We start from the raw sequence: 17,606 nt of genomic DNA, 5'->3' as shown, positions 1-17,606 counted from the left end.
TAAACCTTCTTTCCAGTGAACCCTTCAGAATTTTTTCTTCTATATATCAAGTTAAGTTAAACGACTGTACTCAACAGCAAAATAAAGATCAGTCCAACGACAGATAATAGTGTTTCCATAACGGTCCACGTTTTCAACGTTTGAGAGACGCTCATATTAAAGAACTCCTTGATCATCCAGAAGCCAGCGTCATTCACATGGGACAGAACAAGGGAGCCTGCACCGGTAGCGAGTACAACCAGCTCAATATTGGCCCCTGGTGTGAGCGCAAGAACTGGAGCAACAATACCAGCTGCTGTCGTCATCGCAACGGTTGCTGAACCGGTGGCTACCCGAATGAGTGCGGCGACAAGCCAGGCGAATAGAATGACGTTAATATTCGCATGTGTGGCCACTTCTGCAATGGCATTTCCTACACCACTATTGATCAGGACCTGCTTGAATGCACCACCTCCGCCAATAATGAGGATGATCGTCGCCGTAGGCGCCAGACATTCACTGGTGAAACGGGAGATGTCATGTTTGTTGAAGCCGCGTGAGAATCCGAGTGAAAAGAGGGCAAACACAACAGAGATCAGCAAAGCTATAATTTCATGGCCGATAAATTCACAGAAGACCGTAAATCCGCTTGTAGCATCCGGGTCCACAATATTGGCGATGGAACCAATGAGCATCAGAATGACCGGCAGCAAGATTGTAAACAGGGTGATTCCGAAACCGGGCAAGCTATTACTTTTTTTCGCAGCAAATTGTTCAGCCAGCTCCGCTGGCGGCTCGGTATGTATTCTTTTACCGATAAATTTACCGAACAAGGGCCCTGCGATAATGGCTGTTGGGATACCTACAATAAGGGAGTACAGGATCGTTTTACCCAAATCGGCGCTGAATGCTTCGATGGCAATCATGGGAGCCGGATGAGGCGGAACCAGACCATGTACTGTGGAGAGACCTGCCAAAATCGGAATACCGATCTGCAGCAGTGACATATTGGTTTTACGCGCAACGGTGAAAATGATCGGAATTAGCAGAATGACGCCGACTTCGAAGAAAACGGGAATACCGACGATAAATCCAACGATCATCATTGCCCAGTGCACGCGTTTTACACCGAAACGATCCACAAGCGTAGTGGCAATCCGTTCAGCACCGCCGGACTCGGCCATCATCTTACCGAGCATAGTGCCCAGACCGATAACGATGGCGATTGTTCCGAGTGTACCGCCAAGTCCTCCCGTAATGGAGGTAATGACGTCAGCAGGCTTCATGCCTGCAAGTAAACCAAGCATTAATGCAGATATCAAAAGAGTAATGAAGGGATTCCATTTGTACTTGGAAATCAATACGATCAGAAATACAATTGCAATCAATGTCCAGATCAACAATGTTGCATTGTGAGATAGTCCAAAAAGAGTGCTCATGAGGTATGCTCCTTTTATCTGATATATAACGCTTACAAGTGAGATAAACATCGGTCAGTGAAACGGAAATTTTATGAACCATGCAGTTCAGGTGAGCTTGATTCACTCTTAATATACCCAAAAAATTAAAGAAAATCGCATTTTGTATACTTGTCGACAAGTTATGGCGCAATCATTCACAATGGATATGATTGCGCAGCTCCCAACACTATAGACGAACAACCCATAGGTGAATGGAAATTCATCATAGCTTTGTTAGGAATCAAAGCTTTCATTCAACGTCTTGCCGGAATCCTTAAAATAGGTGCGGACTCCAGCCTGAATCCGTGCTTTGTCACCCGATTCAAGCGCCTCAATCAGCAAACGATGTTTGTTAATTACAGCGCTTACCTTCTGTTCGCCCTGAACAAATACCCTGCGGGTCGTCAGCAGCATGACGGTCATAACGACATAACGAATGCTTTTCCATAGATGTAAAATACGAGCATGCTGGGCAGCTTCGATAATACTCTCGTGAAAAGTCAGGTCCTGGTAAGCGAATTCAACCGCATCCTGATGACGCCCGGCGAGTTCCATCTTGTCCAACACGTTGCGAAGATGTGTGATTAATGGTTCTGGAACATCATTTGCGAGTCGCTGTTGTACAAAACTCTCAATCAGGAAACGGACATCATACAATTCTTCGACATCCTTAATTTTCAATCCCAAAACAACTACACCCATGCGTTCCAGCCGAATAAGCCCTTCATTCGACAAGGTTCTTAACGCTTCACGTACAGGTGATCGACTGCTGTCAAAATCAGCGGCAATCCGATTTTCTGACAAAATCTCTCCAGGACGAAGGGTTCCGCTGATGATCCGCAGCCTTAATTCGCAGGCAATCGCTTCCCCGCGGGAAGCTCCTTGAAGCCAGGAAGAAGGAAATAGCATATTGGCTAACGCTCCTATTGTAAGTAATCAGTTCAATACTGATCATATCACAACTATTTTACGGGTTAAGCATTTTGTCCCAATCCGGAGAACGATCAAAACGCCAGAATGCACCATGCATGTTTAATGTCTTACATTGTCTAAAAATATAAATGGATTTTTCAAGGAGCTACAAGGTGAGATATCTCCCCTTAAGTATACTTGTATACAAGATGTGATTTTTATCCTACACCTTTCTAGAAAACTTGTAAACCATAAGAGTAAAGCGGATACATTAAATTTTAAATTCATTAGGCTATAGAGCCATATTGATTAAATATCGAATGAAAATCCTTATCCACATGTGAATAACTTTATATGAGTGTAAATATGGTATATGGAGGGTTCAGAGGGTGTGGATAAACAAAAAAAGGCCTTTTGATGAATCCAATCAGGTATTGGGGATAACTTTAGAGACTTCTAAATACGACTCTAAAAGGTTATAAACAGAGATAGGCAGGGTGAACTTCTAAGGGAGGTTGGAACAGGCAATAAAAGGAGGAGGGAGTCAAGAGGCTCACAGTTGACTTTTCCAGGTGTTCATGGTTAAATATATAAAGGTGTTTTCTGTGAAGATGAAAATGATTCATCACATAAGTATTTCCTTGTAAGGAGGTGCAATACATTGAGACCTACATTCAAACCGAACGTTAGCAAACGTAAAAAAGTTCATGGTTTCCGGAAAAGAATGAGCACGAGCAACGGACGTAAAGTTCTGGCTGCACGTCGCCTTAAAGGCCGTAAAGTCCTGAGTGCTTAAATGCATGTGAAGACCACCGAGGTGGTCTTTTTTTTCTTAAATAGGTCATTTCAGACTGGATGCTCGTATAGATCAGGTCTGAATTGGCTGCGCAAAAGCCTGAGTATACATCTATGCTCGATGAATGAGTTGTCCGTTTTTTCGAAAACGTTCCTTATATAAGGATGATCGCTTGCCCGGTTCAAGTTGGCCGATCAGCAATCATCCCGAATGAAGTTGCCGCCAAGACGGTTTATCGTTATTCAAGAAAGCCTATACTAAATCAGTAATGAGGCCTCCGTCAATAATGATGGTGGAGAACAGCAAGGAGAAGCGCCGTGTATAAAAGACTGCGTTTACGGAACCGGGCCGACTTTAGTCGCGTATACCGGTATGGGAAATCGTTTGCCAATCATCAATTTGTGGTGTATGGCTGTCGTCGTAAAGATACAGAACAATTCCGTGTCGGCGTATCCTGTAGCAAGAAAATCGGGAACGCTGTCGTTCGCAACCGAATGAGACGCATGATAAAGGAAATTGTACGCCATCATGAGAAAGAGATTGTCACGCAGATGGATCTGATCTTTATCGTCAGAAAAGGTGCATTGGACATGTCCTATAAGGAGATGGAAAAAAGCCTGCTGCATGCGATGCGCAAGGGCTCTCTTTTGAAGTCGGGCAAGCGGTAAGCTTCGGTTTATTTGTCCTCCTAATTATGGTATGATTTACGGTGGAATGGAATGGTTAAGAGAGGGGTTATGAAGTGTCGCGATTGAAGACATCAAAGGGGAAGTGGATTCTCCTCATTGCAGTCATTGCAATGGTCACCGTACTGGCCGGATGTACTCCGCAAGGTTCCGGGGTTACTACGGAAGATCTTAGAAACAGTGAATCATTCTGGCAAAGCAATGTTATTTATTGGTTCTCACTGGCGCTCGATACATTCGCCAACTGGTTTAACGGCGAATATGGACTAGCCGTCCTTGTGATGGTGCTAATTGTACGGACGTTAATCTTGCCGCTGACAATGAAGCAGGTACGCAGCTCCAAGGCGATGCAGGCTATTCAGCCGCAGTTGAAAGAAATTCAAGCCAAGTATAAAGATACACCTGAGAAAGTTCAGCAAGAAACAATGAAGTTGTTTCAGGAGAACAAAGTTAATCCAATGGCGGGTTGTCTGCCACTTCTGATTCAGATGCCGATTTACATCGCACTTTATAACTCAATTTACGGAAACTCGAGTCTGAGAACACATGATTTCTTGTGGCTTCAACTCGGAGCCCCGGATCACCTGTTTATTTTGCCAGTGCTGGCTGCCATCACTACATTCGTGCAAACGTGGATGATGATGCGTATGAACCCTGCACAGCAGGTGGGACCGATGCAGTTTATGCTGTGGGTTTACCCCATTTTGATCTTCGTGATGTCTTATCAGTTCCCGGCTGCATTGCCGCTGTACTGGTTCTACAGTAATATCTACACGATTGTGCAAAACTATTTCCTTTACCGGAATAATGATAAAATCGTGGCTGAGGTCAACGTGAAGCAGAACAGCTCTTCCAAAAATGGAAATGGAGCTAAACGCAAAAACGGTGGCAAAGCAACTGTCTCTGGAAAAGGGTCGAAAGGGGCCAAAAAATCGAAATGACCAAAGTCATTGCGTCAGGAAAAACCGTTGAAGATGCTGTAAACGAAGGATTGGCTGAGCTTGGCGTAAGCCGGGACAAGGTCGAGATACAAGTGTTAGAGCAGCCGTCAAAAGGATTCCTGGGTTTGTTCGGGGTAAAGGCCGCTAAAGTTGAACTGAAACTTCTACCTGTGCCTGAACCTGTTCCACAGCCGATCAAACCAGCCGCACATATACCTCAGGTTGAAAAAACGACACTTGAGGGTGTGGCAGCTAAAAATCCCTATGAGGAAGCGGCTGCTTTCTTAAAAGAAGTGGCAGCAGGTATGGGACTGGATGTTGAGGTGCATATCAAAAAACAGCGTGACGGACATATCTTTAATATTGCCGGGGAAGACTTGGGCATGATTATTGGGAGACGCGGACAGACGCTGGATGCACTTCAATATTTAACGAACATTGTGGCGAACCGATATTCGGAAAGCTTCGTTCGAATCGTACTGGATGCAGAAAATTTCCGCCAACGTCGACGCAAGACGCTGGAGGAACTGGCAGAACGCTTAGCTGGACAAGCCATTCGCACTGGTAAAGAAGTTGTACTGGAGCCTATGCCTCCGCTCGAGCGAAAAGTCATTCATGCTAAGTTGCAAAATAACCCGCAGATTAAGACCTACAGTAAAGGCGAGGAGCCTAATCGACGCGTGGTCATTACGACGAAATAACCCGAATTGAAGACGCAATGGCTTCCTGCCCGGTGCAGAAGCCATTGCTTTTTTCGTACAGAAGCATTTTATGAACATTTAAATAGTGGCTTTAGAGGCATGTGCCTTGACCCATTTGAAATCAATATAGCGTCTTGCGGGGCGCAATTTTAAAATAGAGCAAGGGGAGAGATAACCATGATCAGTGATACGATCACAGCGATATCAACGGCTGTCGGAGAGGCGGGAATCGCAGTAATCCGGGTCAGCGGCCCGGATGCGGTGTCGGAGACGGAGAAGATTTTTCGCAGTAAAACCCCACTAACACAGGCAGCATCCCACACGGTTCATTACGGTCATATTATAGATCCGGGGACTGGTGAGAAGATCGAGGAAGTCTTGGTTACGGTGATGCGGGCGCCTCGTTCCTTCACAACAGAGGATGTCGTAGAGATCAGTGCCCATGGCGGTGTGGTGTCTGTTAAACGTGTCATGGATCTGCTGTTGCAGCTGGATATTCGTCTCGCTGAGCCCGGAGAGTTCACAAAGCGTGCCTTTCTTAATGGACGGATTGATCTGTCCCAGGCGGAAGGCGTCATGGATCTCATTCGATCCAAGTCCGATCGGGCATTCTCGGTCGCGCTCAAGCAAGTTGAAGGGAAATTGTCATCCAAACTCCGTGATCTCAGGTACACTTTGGTCGAGACACTTGCTCACATTGAAGTAAATATTGACTATCCGGAGCATGATGTAGAGTCGTTGACATCCGATTTTATTAAAGAAAAGTCCAGTCAGGTCATGACTGAAATCGATAAATTGCTGGTTACAGCAGAGCAAGGAAAGATACTGCGGGAAGGGATTACAACGGCGATCGTTGGACGACCCAACGTAGGCAAATCCTCATTGCTCAATACGTTGGCCCAGGATAATCGCGCCATTGTAACGGACATTCCAGGTACAACACGTGATGTTATTGAGGAATTTGTTACAATTAACAATATACCGCTCAAGCTGCTCGATACAGCAGGTATTCGGGAAACGATGGATGTCGTGGAGAAGATCGGGGTGGAACGTTCGCGTTCTGCTGTGAATGAGGCGGATCTGATATTGATGGTCATTAATGCTGCGGAGCCGGTGCATGAGGATGAAATTGAATTATTGGAACAAATACGCGGTAGACAATCCATTATTATAATGAATAAAATGGACTTAGCGCCGCAGGCAGACCGTGAAGTCCTGCTTCGTTATATACCAGAAGAACGGCTTGTTCCGATGTCGGTAAAAGATGATCTGGGCGTAGACCGATTGGAAGATGCCATCTCAACGTTGTTCTTCAGTGGCAAGCTGGAGTCAGCCGATCTGACGTATGTCAGCAATGTGCGTCACATCGCTTTGCTCAAAAAAGCGAAACAGTCGCTCATTGATGCCTATGAAGCAGCCGAACAGCTGATTCCCATTGATATGATCCAGATTGATGTCCGTCTGGCATGGGAGCAGTTGGGTGAAATCGTAGGTGATACGGCACATGATGCGTTGATCGATCAGATTTTCTCTCAATTCTGCCTCGGAAAATAACACCGGACAAACATACCGGCTCTGAAAAGTAGTATGATAATAAAGTCCATCTGTGGATGGTCAAAGAATCCGCGAAAATGTCTGAAGTGAATATAGACTTGATGGCTTAATATATATCGGATACGCGTGTATGTGGAGCGTGTTCGCGTTTTAAACAACATAGTTCGCGTACGTGTATTAACAAGTGCAGCGGCAAAAGGGAGGTAAGTAGGGATGGCTTTTGATGGCGGAAATTATGATGTAATCGTCGTTGGTGCAGGACATGCTGGTGTGGAATCGGCACTGGCTGCAGCCCGTATGGGGTCCAAAACACTAATGATTACAATCAATCTGGATATGGTGGCCTTCATGCCTTGTAACCCATCTATTGGGGGACCGGCAAAAGGACATGTGGTACGTGAGATTGATGCACTTGGTGGAGAGATGGGACGGAATATCGATAAGACCTTTATTCAGATGCGGATGCTTAACACAGGTAAAGGACCTGCGGTTCATGCACTTCGTGCGCAGGCGGATAAGTTCTCTTACCAACATACGATGAAAGAAACGATGGAGAATGAACGCAACCTGACGATGCGTCAAGGTATGGTTGATCGCTTGATCGTTGAGGATGGACAGTGTGTGGGTGTGGTTACGCAGACAGGCACAGAGTACCGTGCCAAAGCCATAGTTTTGACAACAGGTACGTACCTGCGCGGTAAAGTTATTATGGGCGAATTGATGTACGAAAGTGGCCCAAATAATCAACAGCCTTCGCTTAAACTGTCTGAGCATCTGCGGGAGCTTGGCTTCGAACTGGTTCGATTCAAAACAGGTACACCACCGCGTGTGCATAAGGATACGATTGATTTTAGCAAAACGGAAATTCAGCCGGGTGATGACGAGCCGAAGTTCTTTTCTTATGAAACAGAATCTTCTGATAATGAGCAGCTGCCTTGTTGGTTGACGTATACGTCTGTGGAAACACACCAGATTATTAACGATAATCTTCACCGTGCACCCATGTTCTCGGGGGTGATTGAAGGTACTGGACCGCGTTATTGCCCATCGATCGAGGATAAAATTGTGCGTTTCAGCGACAAGCCGAAGCATCAGATTTTCCTGGAACCAGAAGGCAAAAACACATCGGAGTACTATGTACAAGGGCTGTCAACCAGTCTGCCAGAGGATGTTCAATTGGCGGTTCTACGTTCAATCCCGGGTATGGAAAAAGTAGAAATGATGCGTAACGGATACGCTATTGAATATGATGCAATGGTACCTACACAGCTGTGGCCTTCACTGGAAACGAAACGTCTGCCAGGTCTGTTTACAGCAGGGCAGATTAACGGTACTTCCGGGTACGAGGAAGCGGCAGGACAAGGTGTGATGGCCGGCATCAACGCAGCACGTAAAGTACAGGGAAAAGATCCAATCGTACTTGACCGCTCCCAAGGTTACATTGGTGTACTGATTGATGATCTTGTAACCAAAGGTACGAATGAACCCTACCGTCTGCTGACTTCCCGTGCAGAATACCGTTTGTTGCTTCGTCATGATAATGCAGATATGCGTTTGACAGAAATCGGTCATGATATTGGATTGATCACTGAAGAACGTTACGCCAAATTCCTGGATAAAAAGGCAAAAGTTGAGCAGGAAGTAGCTCGACTGAAAGTGGCAAAAGTTCGCCCTGTCGAGGTAAATTCGAAGCTGGAAGAGATCGGCTCTACACCGATTCAGGATGGCAGTACACTTCTTACATTGATGCGCCGTCCAGAAATCGGATATGACTGGGTTGAACAGATCTCACCTTCTGAAGTGGAACTGAGTCCAGATATGAAAGAGCAAGTGGAAATTCAAATTAAATATGCGGGTTATATTGAGAAACAATTGATCCACGTGGAACGTTTGCTAAAAATGGAGAAAAAGAAAATTCCGGATACGATTGTATATGACGAAATTCATGGCCTTGCTATGGAAGCAAAGCAGAAGCTCGCTAAGATTCGTCCAATCTCGATCGGACAGGCGTCCCGTATTGCCGGAGTCACTCCTGCGGATATCTCCATTCTGCTGGTTTACCTGGAGCATTATAACCGTGTAACCGCAGCAAGGGGACAATAATGGACGATATTCAACAGCAGTTACAACGGCGTCTGAAGAAACATGGATTGGAGCTGGATGAACGCCAGCTGGAACAATTCGAATTGTATTTTCAGGAGCTGGTGACCTGGAATGAAAAGATGAATCTAACCGGGATTACCGAACGTGAACAAGTATATACAAAGCATTTCTATGATTCGGTATCACTGGCGTTTTATACAGATATGTCGAAGGTAAACAAACTTGCAGACATTGGTTCAGGGGCAGGGTTCCCTGGACTGCCACTTAAAATTTGTTTCCCGCATATCAAGCTGACCATCGTTGATTCACTGAATAAACGTATTGGCTTTCTACAGCATGTCGTGAACACACTCGGCTTAACGGATGTAGAACTGATTCACGGGCGTGCTGAGGAACTGGGGCGCAAGGAAGGATACCGTGACAGCTACGATCTGGTTACAGCGCGTGCAGTAGCCAAGCTGGCGGTGCTTAACGAATTCTGTCTGCCATTTGTTCGTAAAGGTGGATTATTCGCTGCAATGAAGGGCGGAGACCCTCGCGAAGAAATGAAGGAAGCTGAATTCAGCTTTAATCAGCTGAAAGGACGGGTAAAAGCAGTACATCCGTTCCAGCTGCCGGTTGAAGAATCGGAACGCCATATCATTCTGATTCAGAAGTTTGACAGAACTCCATATAAATATCCACGTAAACCGGGAACACCACTAAAAACACCTTTGATATAGTCTTGTAGGTTGGACTGGTTTACTTGATCAGAGTTTTCTATGCAACATCGTATGTAGTTTAAAAGGTAAGATGATAATTGTTCGTTTTATTAACGAAGAATATGGAATAAGAGTAAAGAGGATGTTTCACGTGAAACATCCTCTTTTTGTGTTTTTATTTATCATCATTGTATAGATAGCCTCTACACCTTCATTACATTGAACTGAAAAAAGAAAGCCAGGAACTATTTTTATAGAAAAAAACGATCCATGCGATAGATTATTTCTGTGGTACACCTATACTCGGTTGAATGGATTGCTATTCTTGGAGAAAGAAAGATATAGGGGAGACAGCAAAGCATAGGGTTGTTCTGCCCATGATGGAATGGGAAGTCGAAATTCAAGCTGTATTCAGCAGGCACACAAGGCAGCTACTATGAGCAAGTGCTATGTGTAGAGGTCATTCATATCTTACTGTGTGTGAGTAGTCATATGGCTAATGTTTATGAAGAAAAAGCAGGAAAATTAGAAGAGTTTAAAGAATAGGTAAACATAGGATTATGGAAGAAAAGATGATAGAATAGAAGTATCCGGTTCTGGATTACAGAGAGCATAGATTATATGTATAGATAGATTTTGGAGTATTATTGTGTGGGTTACAGAAGGCGTCTTGGAAGGCACAACTTATTCGAACAACGACAGCATATGAAAGGGTCGCTTATTGAATAAGAAGCACCTGCAACTCTGCGGGAGCTATTACGAAACTAGGTGGTAATATACGGAATGAAAGAACAATTTTCGAAGTTGTTTGGTTTGGCGGAGCGCAATAACGGAGATGAGATTAAACAAATTCCGGTCAATGAAATTGTGAGCAGCCCATATCAACCCCGTACTATTTTTGATGATGATAAAATTGATGAGTTGTTGCAGACGATCAAGACACATGGAGTTATTCAGCCTATAGTCGTCCGCGTACGAAATGGATCATATGAGATTATCGCTGGGGAACGTCGCTGGCGTGCAGTTCGAAAACTTGGCTTGGATCACATTCCAGCCATTGTACGGGAATTCAACGATTCTCAGGCAGCATCCATCGCATTGATTGAGAATCTGCAGCGTGAGGGACTGACTTCCATTGAAGAGGCTGTTGCTTATCAGAAATTGATTGATTTGCACCAACTTACACAGGAAAGTCTTGCACAGCGATTGGGTAAAAGTCAGTCAACCATTGCGAACAAAATTCGATTGTTGCAGCTTCCAGACGGCATTAAGACGGCATTGATGGAACGTAAAATTTCGGAGCGCCATGCCAGAGCATTGCTTTCGCTGGATACGGAAGAGCTGCAAATGAAATTGCTCGGAGAAATTATTGACAAAGAGTTAAATGTTAAACAAACGGAAGCAAGGGTTGCCTTTTACAAGGAAGCCTCGAAGATCAAAAAATCCAGACGTGTCTCTTTCACCAAGGACGTTAGACTTGCTCTTAATACGATACGTCAATCCATTGATATGGTATCAGGCTCCGGTCTGGACATCAAGACTAAGGAAGCAGATCATGAGGACCATTACGAGATCGTTATCCATATCCCGAAACGCAAATAGTTGAAGCTCTTACAGCGGCAATGGGCCGCTTTTTCTGTCTATAAAGTGGAGAATGTTCTGAACAGCTTAGAAGAGCAACCATGAAGAAAACGGTAGTTGATGTTTGAGTGGATGATAGCCACCTGCTTGTTGTTAACTGTAGTTCACAACCTACAAGAAAAGACTCCTATTTTATTTGAGGTGAAGTAATTGTCTAAGATTATGGCCGTAGCAAATCAAAAGGGCGGTGTGGGGAAAACGACGACATCTGTTAACTTGGGTGCAGGACTGGCTTCACTCGGGAAAAGGGTATTGCTTGTCGATATTGACCCCCAGGGGAATACAACCAGCGGAGTCGGAATCAACAAGGCAGATGTGGCCAATTGTATATATGATGTCATTATTAATGATATCCCCCCCCAGGAAGCGATTGTGGAAACTCAGATTGAAGGCCTTCACATCATACCTGCAACGATTCAGCTTGCCGGAGCCGAGATTGAATTGGTATCCACGATATCACGGGAAGTGCGCCTGAAAAAATCACTCGCCATGGTGAAAAAAAACTATGATTACATACTGATCGATTGCCCACCCTCCCTTGGCATGTTAACGATCAACTCGTTGACAGCTTCCGATTCGGTGATCATTCCGATTCAGTGTGAATATTATGCGCTTGAGGGCTTGAGCCAATTGCTCAACACCGTTCGTCTGGTGCAGAAACATCTGAATACTTCCCTGCAGATTGAAGGCGTATTACTGACGATGTTTGACGCGCGTACGAATCTGGGCATTCAAGTGATTGAAGAAGTAAAGAAGTATTTTCAACAAAAGGTGTACCAGACGATTATTCCGCGCAACGTGCGGCTTAGTGAAGCACCGTCTCACGGACAGTCCATCATTACGTATGATCCTCGATCCCGAGGGGCAGAAGTGTATTTAGAGCTCGCAAAGGAAGTGATTTCTTATGAGTAAGCGGCTTGGAAAAGGCCTTGATGCCCTCATTCCTTCGCTTTCAATTAATGACGATGATAAAGTCGTAGAAATCCCGATTAGTCAGCTGCGGGCAAACCCTTACCAACCTCGCAAAGTGTTTGATGAAGATGCAATACATGAATTAGCCGAGTCAATTCGTCAACATGGTGTTATACAGCCCATTATTGTACGTTCTGTTCTGAGAGGTTATGAGATTATCGCTGGTGAACGGCGTTTCAGAGCTTCCCAATATTGCGGTAACGCGACCGTGCCTGCCGTAGTTCGTAATTTCAGTGACCAGCAGGTTATGGAGATTGCGTTGATCGAGAACCTGCAACGGGAAAATCTGAATGCGATGGAGGTTGCATTTGCTTATCAGGGGTTGATGGACCAGTTCGGGTTAACCCAAGAAGAGCTTTCTGTAAAAGTGGGCAAATCCCGTTCTCACATTGCTAACTTCCTCCGATTATTATCATTGCCTGAAGAAGTGAAGGATCATGTTTCACGTGGAACATTATCGATGGGACATGCCCGTGCTATTGTCGGGGTTAAAGATGAAGCCCTTGTTAAACAACTAGCAAAACAAACCATCGATCAGCAATGGAGTGTTCGTGAACTTGAGGAAGCTGTACAACAGTTGGATCGTTCCAAATCGGGTGAGGTCAAAGCCAAATCCAAGGTGAAGAAAAAAGATCCATTTATTGATACATTAGAAGAGTCATTGCGTGAACGGTTTAAAACAACAGTGAAAATCAAGCATAACAAGGATAAAGGGAAAATTGAGCTCAACTACTACAGCAAACAAGATCTGGAGCGACTGTTGGAACTGTTGCAATAATAGTCATGATTCCATGATCCATTTACAACATGCGGGGCTTTTTCATTTGATGACATATCGCCTCTGTACCATGGAGAAACGATATGTCATTATTTGTTTATGGAACCTACCAGAAAGAAGAACAATCAATTAGGGACAGAGGTGGTTATGAGGTGGAGGGAGTTATCTATCTGGATCATGCGGCGACATCTTGGCCTAAACCACCTACTGTCGGTGAAGCCATGATGAAAGCTCTGGACATTGCAGGAGCCAATCCGGGCAGAGGCAGTCATCGGATGGCTGTACAGGCGAGCAGGGTATTATTTGGTGCCAGAAAAGCGATATCTACTCTCTTTGGTATTGGTAATGCCAATGACATTGCATTGGGTGCTAATACTACAGAAGCTTTAAATCTGGCTATTCAAGGTTGGTTAAGAGAAGGCGATCATGTCATTGCTACCATGGCTGAACATAATTCAGTAAGGCGGCCACTGGAGTATATGCGCAGAATACGAAATGTAGAGATCGATTATGTACCTGTTAATGCTGCTGGGGCGATCGATCTTGTTCAATTCGCACGCCTGTTTCGATCCAATACTAGATTGGTTGTCTGCACACATAGCTCGAACCTGCTTGGTAGTATTCTGCCAATTGGTGAGATTGCACTAATGTGTCAAAAACATCAGGTGACTTTACTTGTGGATGCTGCTCAAAGTGCTGGGGTGATGCCGGTAGATGTGAAGCAACTAGGTATTGATATGCTCGCCTTTCCAGGTCATAAGGGACTATTGGGGCCACAGGGAACAGGTGGCCTGTATATAGCCCCTGAGTTGGATGTGCAGCCGTTACTTCATGGAGGGACAGGCAGCCAATCGGAGGCGATTGAGCAGCCGCTTGTTCGTCCTGACCGATATGAGGCGGGTACGCCGAATACTGTAGGTATAGCAGGGCTAACAGCTGGAGTCCAGCATGTGCTTGAACTGACACCTGAATTGATTTATAAACAGGAGTGGGATTTGACTCAGCATATGATGAATAGGTTATCATCGGTACAGGGGATTCGAATGCTTGGTCCTGAAATTGGACAGCCGCGTACCGGATTGTTATCCTTTACTGTTGAGGGATATGATTCGGCTCAGCTGGCGTTCCAATTAGACCGAAATTATGGCATTGCTGTGCGTTCAGGTTTCCATTGCACACCTCTTGCCCATGAATCGGCAGGGACAACAGCTAGTGGGGCTGTCAGAGCGAGTGTGGGGTACAGTACATCAAGAGGAGATGTCGACTCGTTGATCGAAGCGGTTATTGAATTAACTGCATCAAAACTCATATGAAGCAACACCAATAAAACCTGAATTTCTAATGCTCAAAGAGCATGATTCAACAGCGTAAAACGATGATTAACTACGAGGGTTATCTGGTGAATGATAGGTATGCTTGAGAGATCATTTGAACGTGTGATGGCATGCTGGATGCAATGATCGATGAAGTGGAACGGGCTTGATGCTACAGACGTTAATCTGAACAAACCAACAGAGGGGTAGTTGCACTACATGGCTGAATTAAATGAGCTGATTCTGGAACAGCTGATATGGATTGTTGGCGGCATGGCATTACTTATGGTGATTTTGCTCATCGTTAGTATCGCTCAAGGCGCAAAGTTACGAAAGTTAAAACGGAAATATGAAGCCATGATGGCTGGCAGTGGAGTGGAAGATCTGGAGTCACTGTTGATCAATCTAAAAATTCAGATGGACAGCATTGAGGACGAACATAAGCTGCAAACGGATCAGCTAAAGACTGTCATGCAGAAGTTGACCCGCATTCAGGGTAAAGTGGGTGTGAAAAGGTACAACGCTTATGGAGAGCTTGGCAGTGACCTGAGTTTCTCCATGGCCATGGTGAACGATAACCAAGACGGCATGGTACTTACTGGTATTTATAATCGTGACGGCTCCTATGTATATGCCAAACCTCTGAAGGGGGGAGAGTCCACGTATACACTATCCCCTGAGGAGAAGGAAGCCATTACTCTGGCACAGCAAGCAGAGTAGAGCGTGTGTGCCATTCGCGAATGGCCGAGTATAGGCTGCTGGATATAATCTCGGACATACGCATGACAAGACTGAGACGTGTATTCTGCAAAACAAAGTATTCCATAAAGCCGCCGACGTTAACGATACCTGTAAGATGGATATCGCCGACCGGCGGTAATTCTTTATTTACACCTGCTCCCGGTTTGAGCGGTCCATTCACGACCTGGATGCATCCGACACTCGAAGACTGTCCCAGACAGGCATCAATGCCAATCACATAAGGGTTGTGATGGGTGGCTTGTATTTTGTGAAGGGTGTCCTGCAGGTTCATCGCATGTACGGGTTCATCCAGTGTGCCATAGAGATGGAATAGAGGGCTGTCCCACTTGGCAAGCGACGAGCCAACGAGGGGGCCGAGGCAGTCTCCGGTAGATCGGTCTGTACCGATGCAGACAACGACTACATTTTGCAGTGAATGGGCTTTATAGAGATGAAACATTAAACGATGAATGATGGCTGAGTGAATACCTGGATCTGTATGTGGGATTTTCAGACTGGTCATGTCTTGAGATGAAAAGGAATGCGAGATGGGATTCATAGGATCTATCCTTTCCCTTGGAATGGTAGTAACAGTATATGGAAGGATAGAACGTTTTATACTTCGTGAGGACAAGCTTTTTCAAAGGGATTGAAAGGAGCAGGACATGGACGAGTGGATAGATGATTGGATGCTAATTGCTTTTGATTCTACCCAGCAGGCGCTGCGGGCAGAGATGTTGTTGGAGTTTGCCGAGATAGAGATTGATTTATTCCCCACCCCCAAAGAGATCACAGCGGGATGTGCTCTATGTATTCAATTTCCGAAAGAAGACCTGGAGAGAGTGAAGCAGATCATTCGTAATGAGTTTGTTGAGATCCGTGGCCTCTATTTCAAAACTGCAGACAGCTATGATAACATACCCATGTAGAGGAGGTTTGATCTATGCTGCCATTTAAATTTGCTGCTGCAGCTCCTACTGATCCGGTGGATGACCCTAACGCTATAGAAGACACTGTAAAAAGTGCTATAAGCTGGACAGATCGATTATGGAACAAAGTCGCCGATGCAGATATGTGGTTTAATATTCTGTTCAGTTCGATCCGTATCGTTATTATTTTCATTATTACGCGTATTGTGATCAAGATTGTATCACGTATTATAGATCGTACGATGGCACGTAAGCAGGAAGGCAAGATCCGCGTCAATCCGCGCCGATTTATAACGGTTGGAGAGTTGATGAAAAATGCGACATCCATAACATGTAATTTCATTATGATTCTGTTACTGTTATCTGAGATCAATGTGAAAGTTGGACCCTTGTTAGCAAGTGCGGGTGTGCTTGGACTTGCCATTGGTTTTGGTGCCCAGGGATTGGTGAAAGATGTTATTACCGGTTTCTTCATTATATTGGAGGATCAATTTGCAGTAGGTGATGTTATTCAAACAGGAACCTATAAAGGAACGGTTGAGGTCATTGGCCTGAGAACGACCAAGCTGGTTAGCTGGCAGGGTGAGGTGCACATCATTCCAAATGGTACGATTGCAAGTGTAACCAACTTCTCGATGTCGAATTCACTTGCGGTTGTGGATATTCCGATGAAGGGTGAACAGGCTCTGGACGAGTCAGTACACTTGGTAAAACGAGCATTGGCTGGAATTGAGGATCGTGATCTGAATATCGTTAAAGTACCTGACGTGCTTGGTATTCAGTCGATGTCTACCTCGGAATATGTGGTTCGCATTGTTGCTGAGTGCCTGCCGAACTCCAGAGCCTCTGTAGAGCGTCAAATTCAGAGTGATGTGAAGAAAACAATGGAGTATCATGAGATGAGCAATCAGGCAGCATTAGAGCAAGCAGCAGCTCAGGAGAAGGATGAGGGGGATGGCATAGGTGGAGCGTAAAATTTTTCAGCTTGGGGACATTGTACAAATGAAAAAGCAGCATCCATGTGGCAGCAATGAGATGGAAATCATCCGGATGGGTATGGATATCCGCATCAAGTGTGTAGGGTGTAAACACAGCGTACTAATTCCCAGAGCGAAATTTGAAAAAAACATGAAAAAGGTCCTGCGCTCGACAGAAGATACAGCTGAATCCTAGGAATAATACAGGGAATTTTACTTTTTGTGCAGCCTATAATAACGTTTACATGGAGGCATGGCTTAGGTATTGCGTTCTGTAAATGATCATGCTATAATCATTATTGCTGCGGAAAGGTACCCAAGAGGCCCAAGGGGGCTGACTCGAAATCAGTTAGGCGTGTCACAGCGTGCGTGGGTTCGAATCCCACCCTTTCCGCCACTAATCAATCTTGTTTAGTGAAATT

At 45.0% G+C, this 17,606-nt stretch carries 18 protein-coding genes and 1 tRNA gene; 16 read left to right on the top strand and 3 right to left on the bottom strand.

Annotated elements, in window-relative coordinates; translation table 11 throughout:
• Window positions 1-56: 56 nt before the first annotated feature.
• Both JNUCC31_RS14645 and JNUCC31_RS14640 read right to left on the bottom strand, forming a co-directional pair.
• Window positions 57-1,418 (bottom strand): GntP family permease, encoded by a 1,362-nt coding sequence (locus JNUCC31_RS14645; protein WP_192272185.1) that lies wholly within the window; start codon window positions 1,416-1,418, stop codon window positions 57-59.
• Window positions 1,419-1,673: 255 nt separating this feature from the next.
• Window positions 1,674-2,348 (bottom strand): GntR family transcriptional regulator, encoded by a 675-nt coding sequence (locus JNUCC31_RS14640; protein ID WP_192272183.1) that lies wholly within the window; start codon window positions 2,346-2,348, stop codon window positions 1,674-1,676.
• A gap of 664 nt (window positions 2,349-3,012) precedes the next feature.
• On the opposite strand from JNUCC31_RS14640, the gene rpmH reads away from it, so the two are divergent.
• The 12 genes from rpmH to JNUCC31_RS14580 all read left to right on the top strand — a co-directional run bounded on the left by rpmH (window position 3,013) and on the right by JNUCC31_RS14580 (window position 15,257).
• A complete protein-coding gene (rpmH, locus tag JNUCC31_RS14635; RefSeq protein ID WP_024629517.1) occupies window positions 3,013-3,147 on the top strand; it encodes a 50S ribosomal protein L34 in 135 nt (44 codons plus the stop codon).
• Between the two features lie 317 nt (window positions 3,148-3,464).
• The gene (rnpA, locus tag JNUCC31_RS14630) at window positions 3,465-3,815 is read left to right on the top strand and encodes a ribonuclease P protein component (protein ID WP_053781949.1); all 351 of its coding nucleotides are present in this window, start codon (window positions 3,465-3,467) and stop codon (window positions 3,813-3,815) included.
• Window positions 3,816-3,889: 74 nt separating this feature from the next.
• Entirely contained in the window at window positions 3,890-4,774 is an 885-nt protein-coding gene (locus JNUCC31_RS14625; protein ID WP_192272181.1) for a YidC/Oxa1 family membrane protein insertase, read from the top strand.
• Window positions 4,771-5,475 carry an RNA-binding cell elongation regulator Jag/EloR gene (jag, locus tag JNUCC31_RS14620; RefSeq protein WP_192272179.1) on the top strand — a complete coding sequence of 235 codons (705 nt, stop codon included), beginning with the start codon at window positions 4,771-4,773 and terminating at the stop codon, window positions 5,473-5,475. The genes JNUCC31_RS14625 and jag overlap by 4 nt, the downstream gene beginning before the upstream one ends.
• Window positions 5,476-5,652: 177 nt before the next feature.
• On the top strand, window positions 5,653-7,029 hold the full coding sequence (gene mnmE, locus JNUCC31_RS14615; RefSeq protein WP_192272177.1) for a tRNA uridine-5-carboxymethylaminomethyl(34) synthesis GTPase MnmE: 1,377 nt from the start codon (window positions 5,653-5,655) through the stop codon (window positions 7,027-7,029).
• A 213-nt stretch (window positions 7,030-7,242) separates the two neighbouring features.
• Window positions 7,243-9,132, top strand: coding sequence for a tRNA uridine-5-carboxymethylaminomethyl(34) synthesis enzyme MnmG (gene mnmG, locus JNUCC31_RS14610; RefSeq protein WP_192272175.1), 1,890 nt, complete (start codon window positions 7,243-7,245; stop codon window positions 9,130-9,132).
• Window positions 9,132-9,854: a 16S rRNA (guanine(527)-N(7))-methyltransferase RsmG gene (gene rsmG, locus JNUCC31_RS14605; RefSeq protein WP_192272173.1), complete on the top strand. Its 723-nt coding sequence runs from the start codon at window positions 9,132-9,134 to the stop codon at window positions 9,852-9,854. Before mnmG ends, rsmG begins: the two co-directional genes overlap by 1 nt.
• A gap of 762 nt (window positions 9,855-10,616) precedes the next feature.
• Window positions 10,617-11,435 (top strand): nucleoid occlusion protein, encoded by an 819-nt coding sequence (gene noc / locus JNUCC31_RS14600; RefSeq protein ID WP_192272171.1) that lies wholly within the window; start codon window positions 10,617-10,619, stop codon window positions 11,433-11,435.
• 189 nt (window positions 11,436-11,624) lie between these two features.
• Window positions 11,625-12,386 (top strand): ParA family protein, encoded by a 762-nt coding sequence (locus JNUCC31_RS14595; RefSeq protein WP_192272169.1) that lies wholly within the window; start codon window positions 11,625-11,627, stop codon window positions 12,384-12,386.
• The gene (locus JNUCC31_RS14590) at window positions 12,379-13,224 is read left to right on the top strand and encodes a ParB/RepB/Spo0J family partition protein (RefSeq protein WP_192272167.1); all 846 of its coding nucleotides are present in this window, start codon (window positions 12,379-12,381) and stop codon (window positions 13,222-13,224) included. The genes JNUCC31_RS14595 and JNUCC31_RS14590 overlap by 8 nt, the downstream gene beginning before the upstream one ends.
• A 152-nt stretch (window positions 13,225-13,376) precedes the next feature.
• Entirely contained in the window at window positions 13,377-14,537 is a 1,161-nt protein-coding gene (locus JNUCC31_RS14585; RefSeq protein ID WP_192273019.1) for an aminotransferase class V-fold PLP-dependent enzyme, read from the top strand.
• Window positions 14,538-14,756: 219 nt separating this feature from the next.
• Window positions 14,757-15,257 carry a DUF4446 family protein gene (locus JNUCC31_RS14580; protein WP_192272165.1) on the top strand — a complete coding sequence of 167 codons (501 nt, stop codon included), beginning with the start codon at window positions 14,757-14,759 and terminating at the stop codon, window positions 15,255-15,257.
• Here JNUCC31_RS14580 and yyaC read toward each other — a convergent pair.
• Window positions 15,232-15,837, bottom strand: a complete 606-nt coding sequence (gene yyaC / locus JNUCC31_RS14575) for a spore protease YyaC (protein WP_062327701.1) — start codon at window positions 15,835-15,837, stop codon at window positions 15,232-15,234. The two genes, JNUCC31_RS14580 and yyaC, sit on opposite strands and share 26 nt — an antisense overlap.
• Window positions 15,838-15,943: 106 nt before the next feature.
• Here yyaC and JNUCC31_RS14570 point away from each other — a divergent pair, with 106 nt between their 5' ends.
• From JNUCC31_RS14570 to JNUCC31_RS14555, 4 genes are all read left to right on the top strand, one after another.
• The gene (locus JNUCC31_RS14570; RefSeq protein ID WP_029880815.1) at window positions 15,944-16,207 is read left to right on the top strand and encodes a putative Se/S carrier protein; all 264 of its coding nucleotides are present in this window, start codon (window positions 15,944-15,946) and stop codon (window positions 16,205-16,207) included.
• 14 nt (window positions 16,208-16,221) lie between these two features.
• A complete protein-coding gene (locus JNUCC31_RS14565) occupies window positions 16,222-17,181 on the top strand; it encodes a mechanosensitive ion channel family protein (RefSeq protein WP_192272162.1) in 960 nt (319 codons plus the stop codon).
• Window positions 17,171-17,380, top strand: coding sequence for a DUF951 domain-containing protein (locus JNUCC31_RS14560; protein ID WP_192272160.1), 210 nt, complete (start codon window positions 17,171-17,173; stop codon window positions 17,378-17,380). The genes JNUCC31_RS14565 and JNUCC31_RS14560 overlap by 11 nt, the downstream gene beginning before the upstream one ends.
• Before the next feature lie 110 nt (window positions 17,381-17,490).
• A tRNA-Ser gene (locus JNUCC31_RS14555) sits at window positions 17,491-17,581 on the top strand.
• Window positions 17,582-17,606 lie beyond the last annotated feature (25 nt).

The sequence above is a fragment of the Paenibacillus sp. JNUCC-31 genome (assembly GCF_014844075.1).
Lineage (GTDB): Bacteria > Bacillota > Bacilli > Paenibacillales > Paenibacillaceae > Paenibacillus.
The sequence above is the reverse complement of the archived record's forward strand: the minus strand, read 5'-3'. Positions and strand labels throughout refer to the sequence as shown.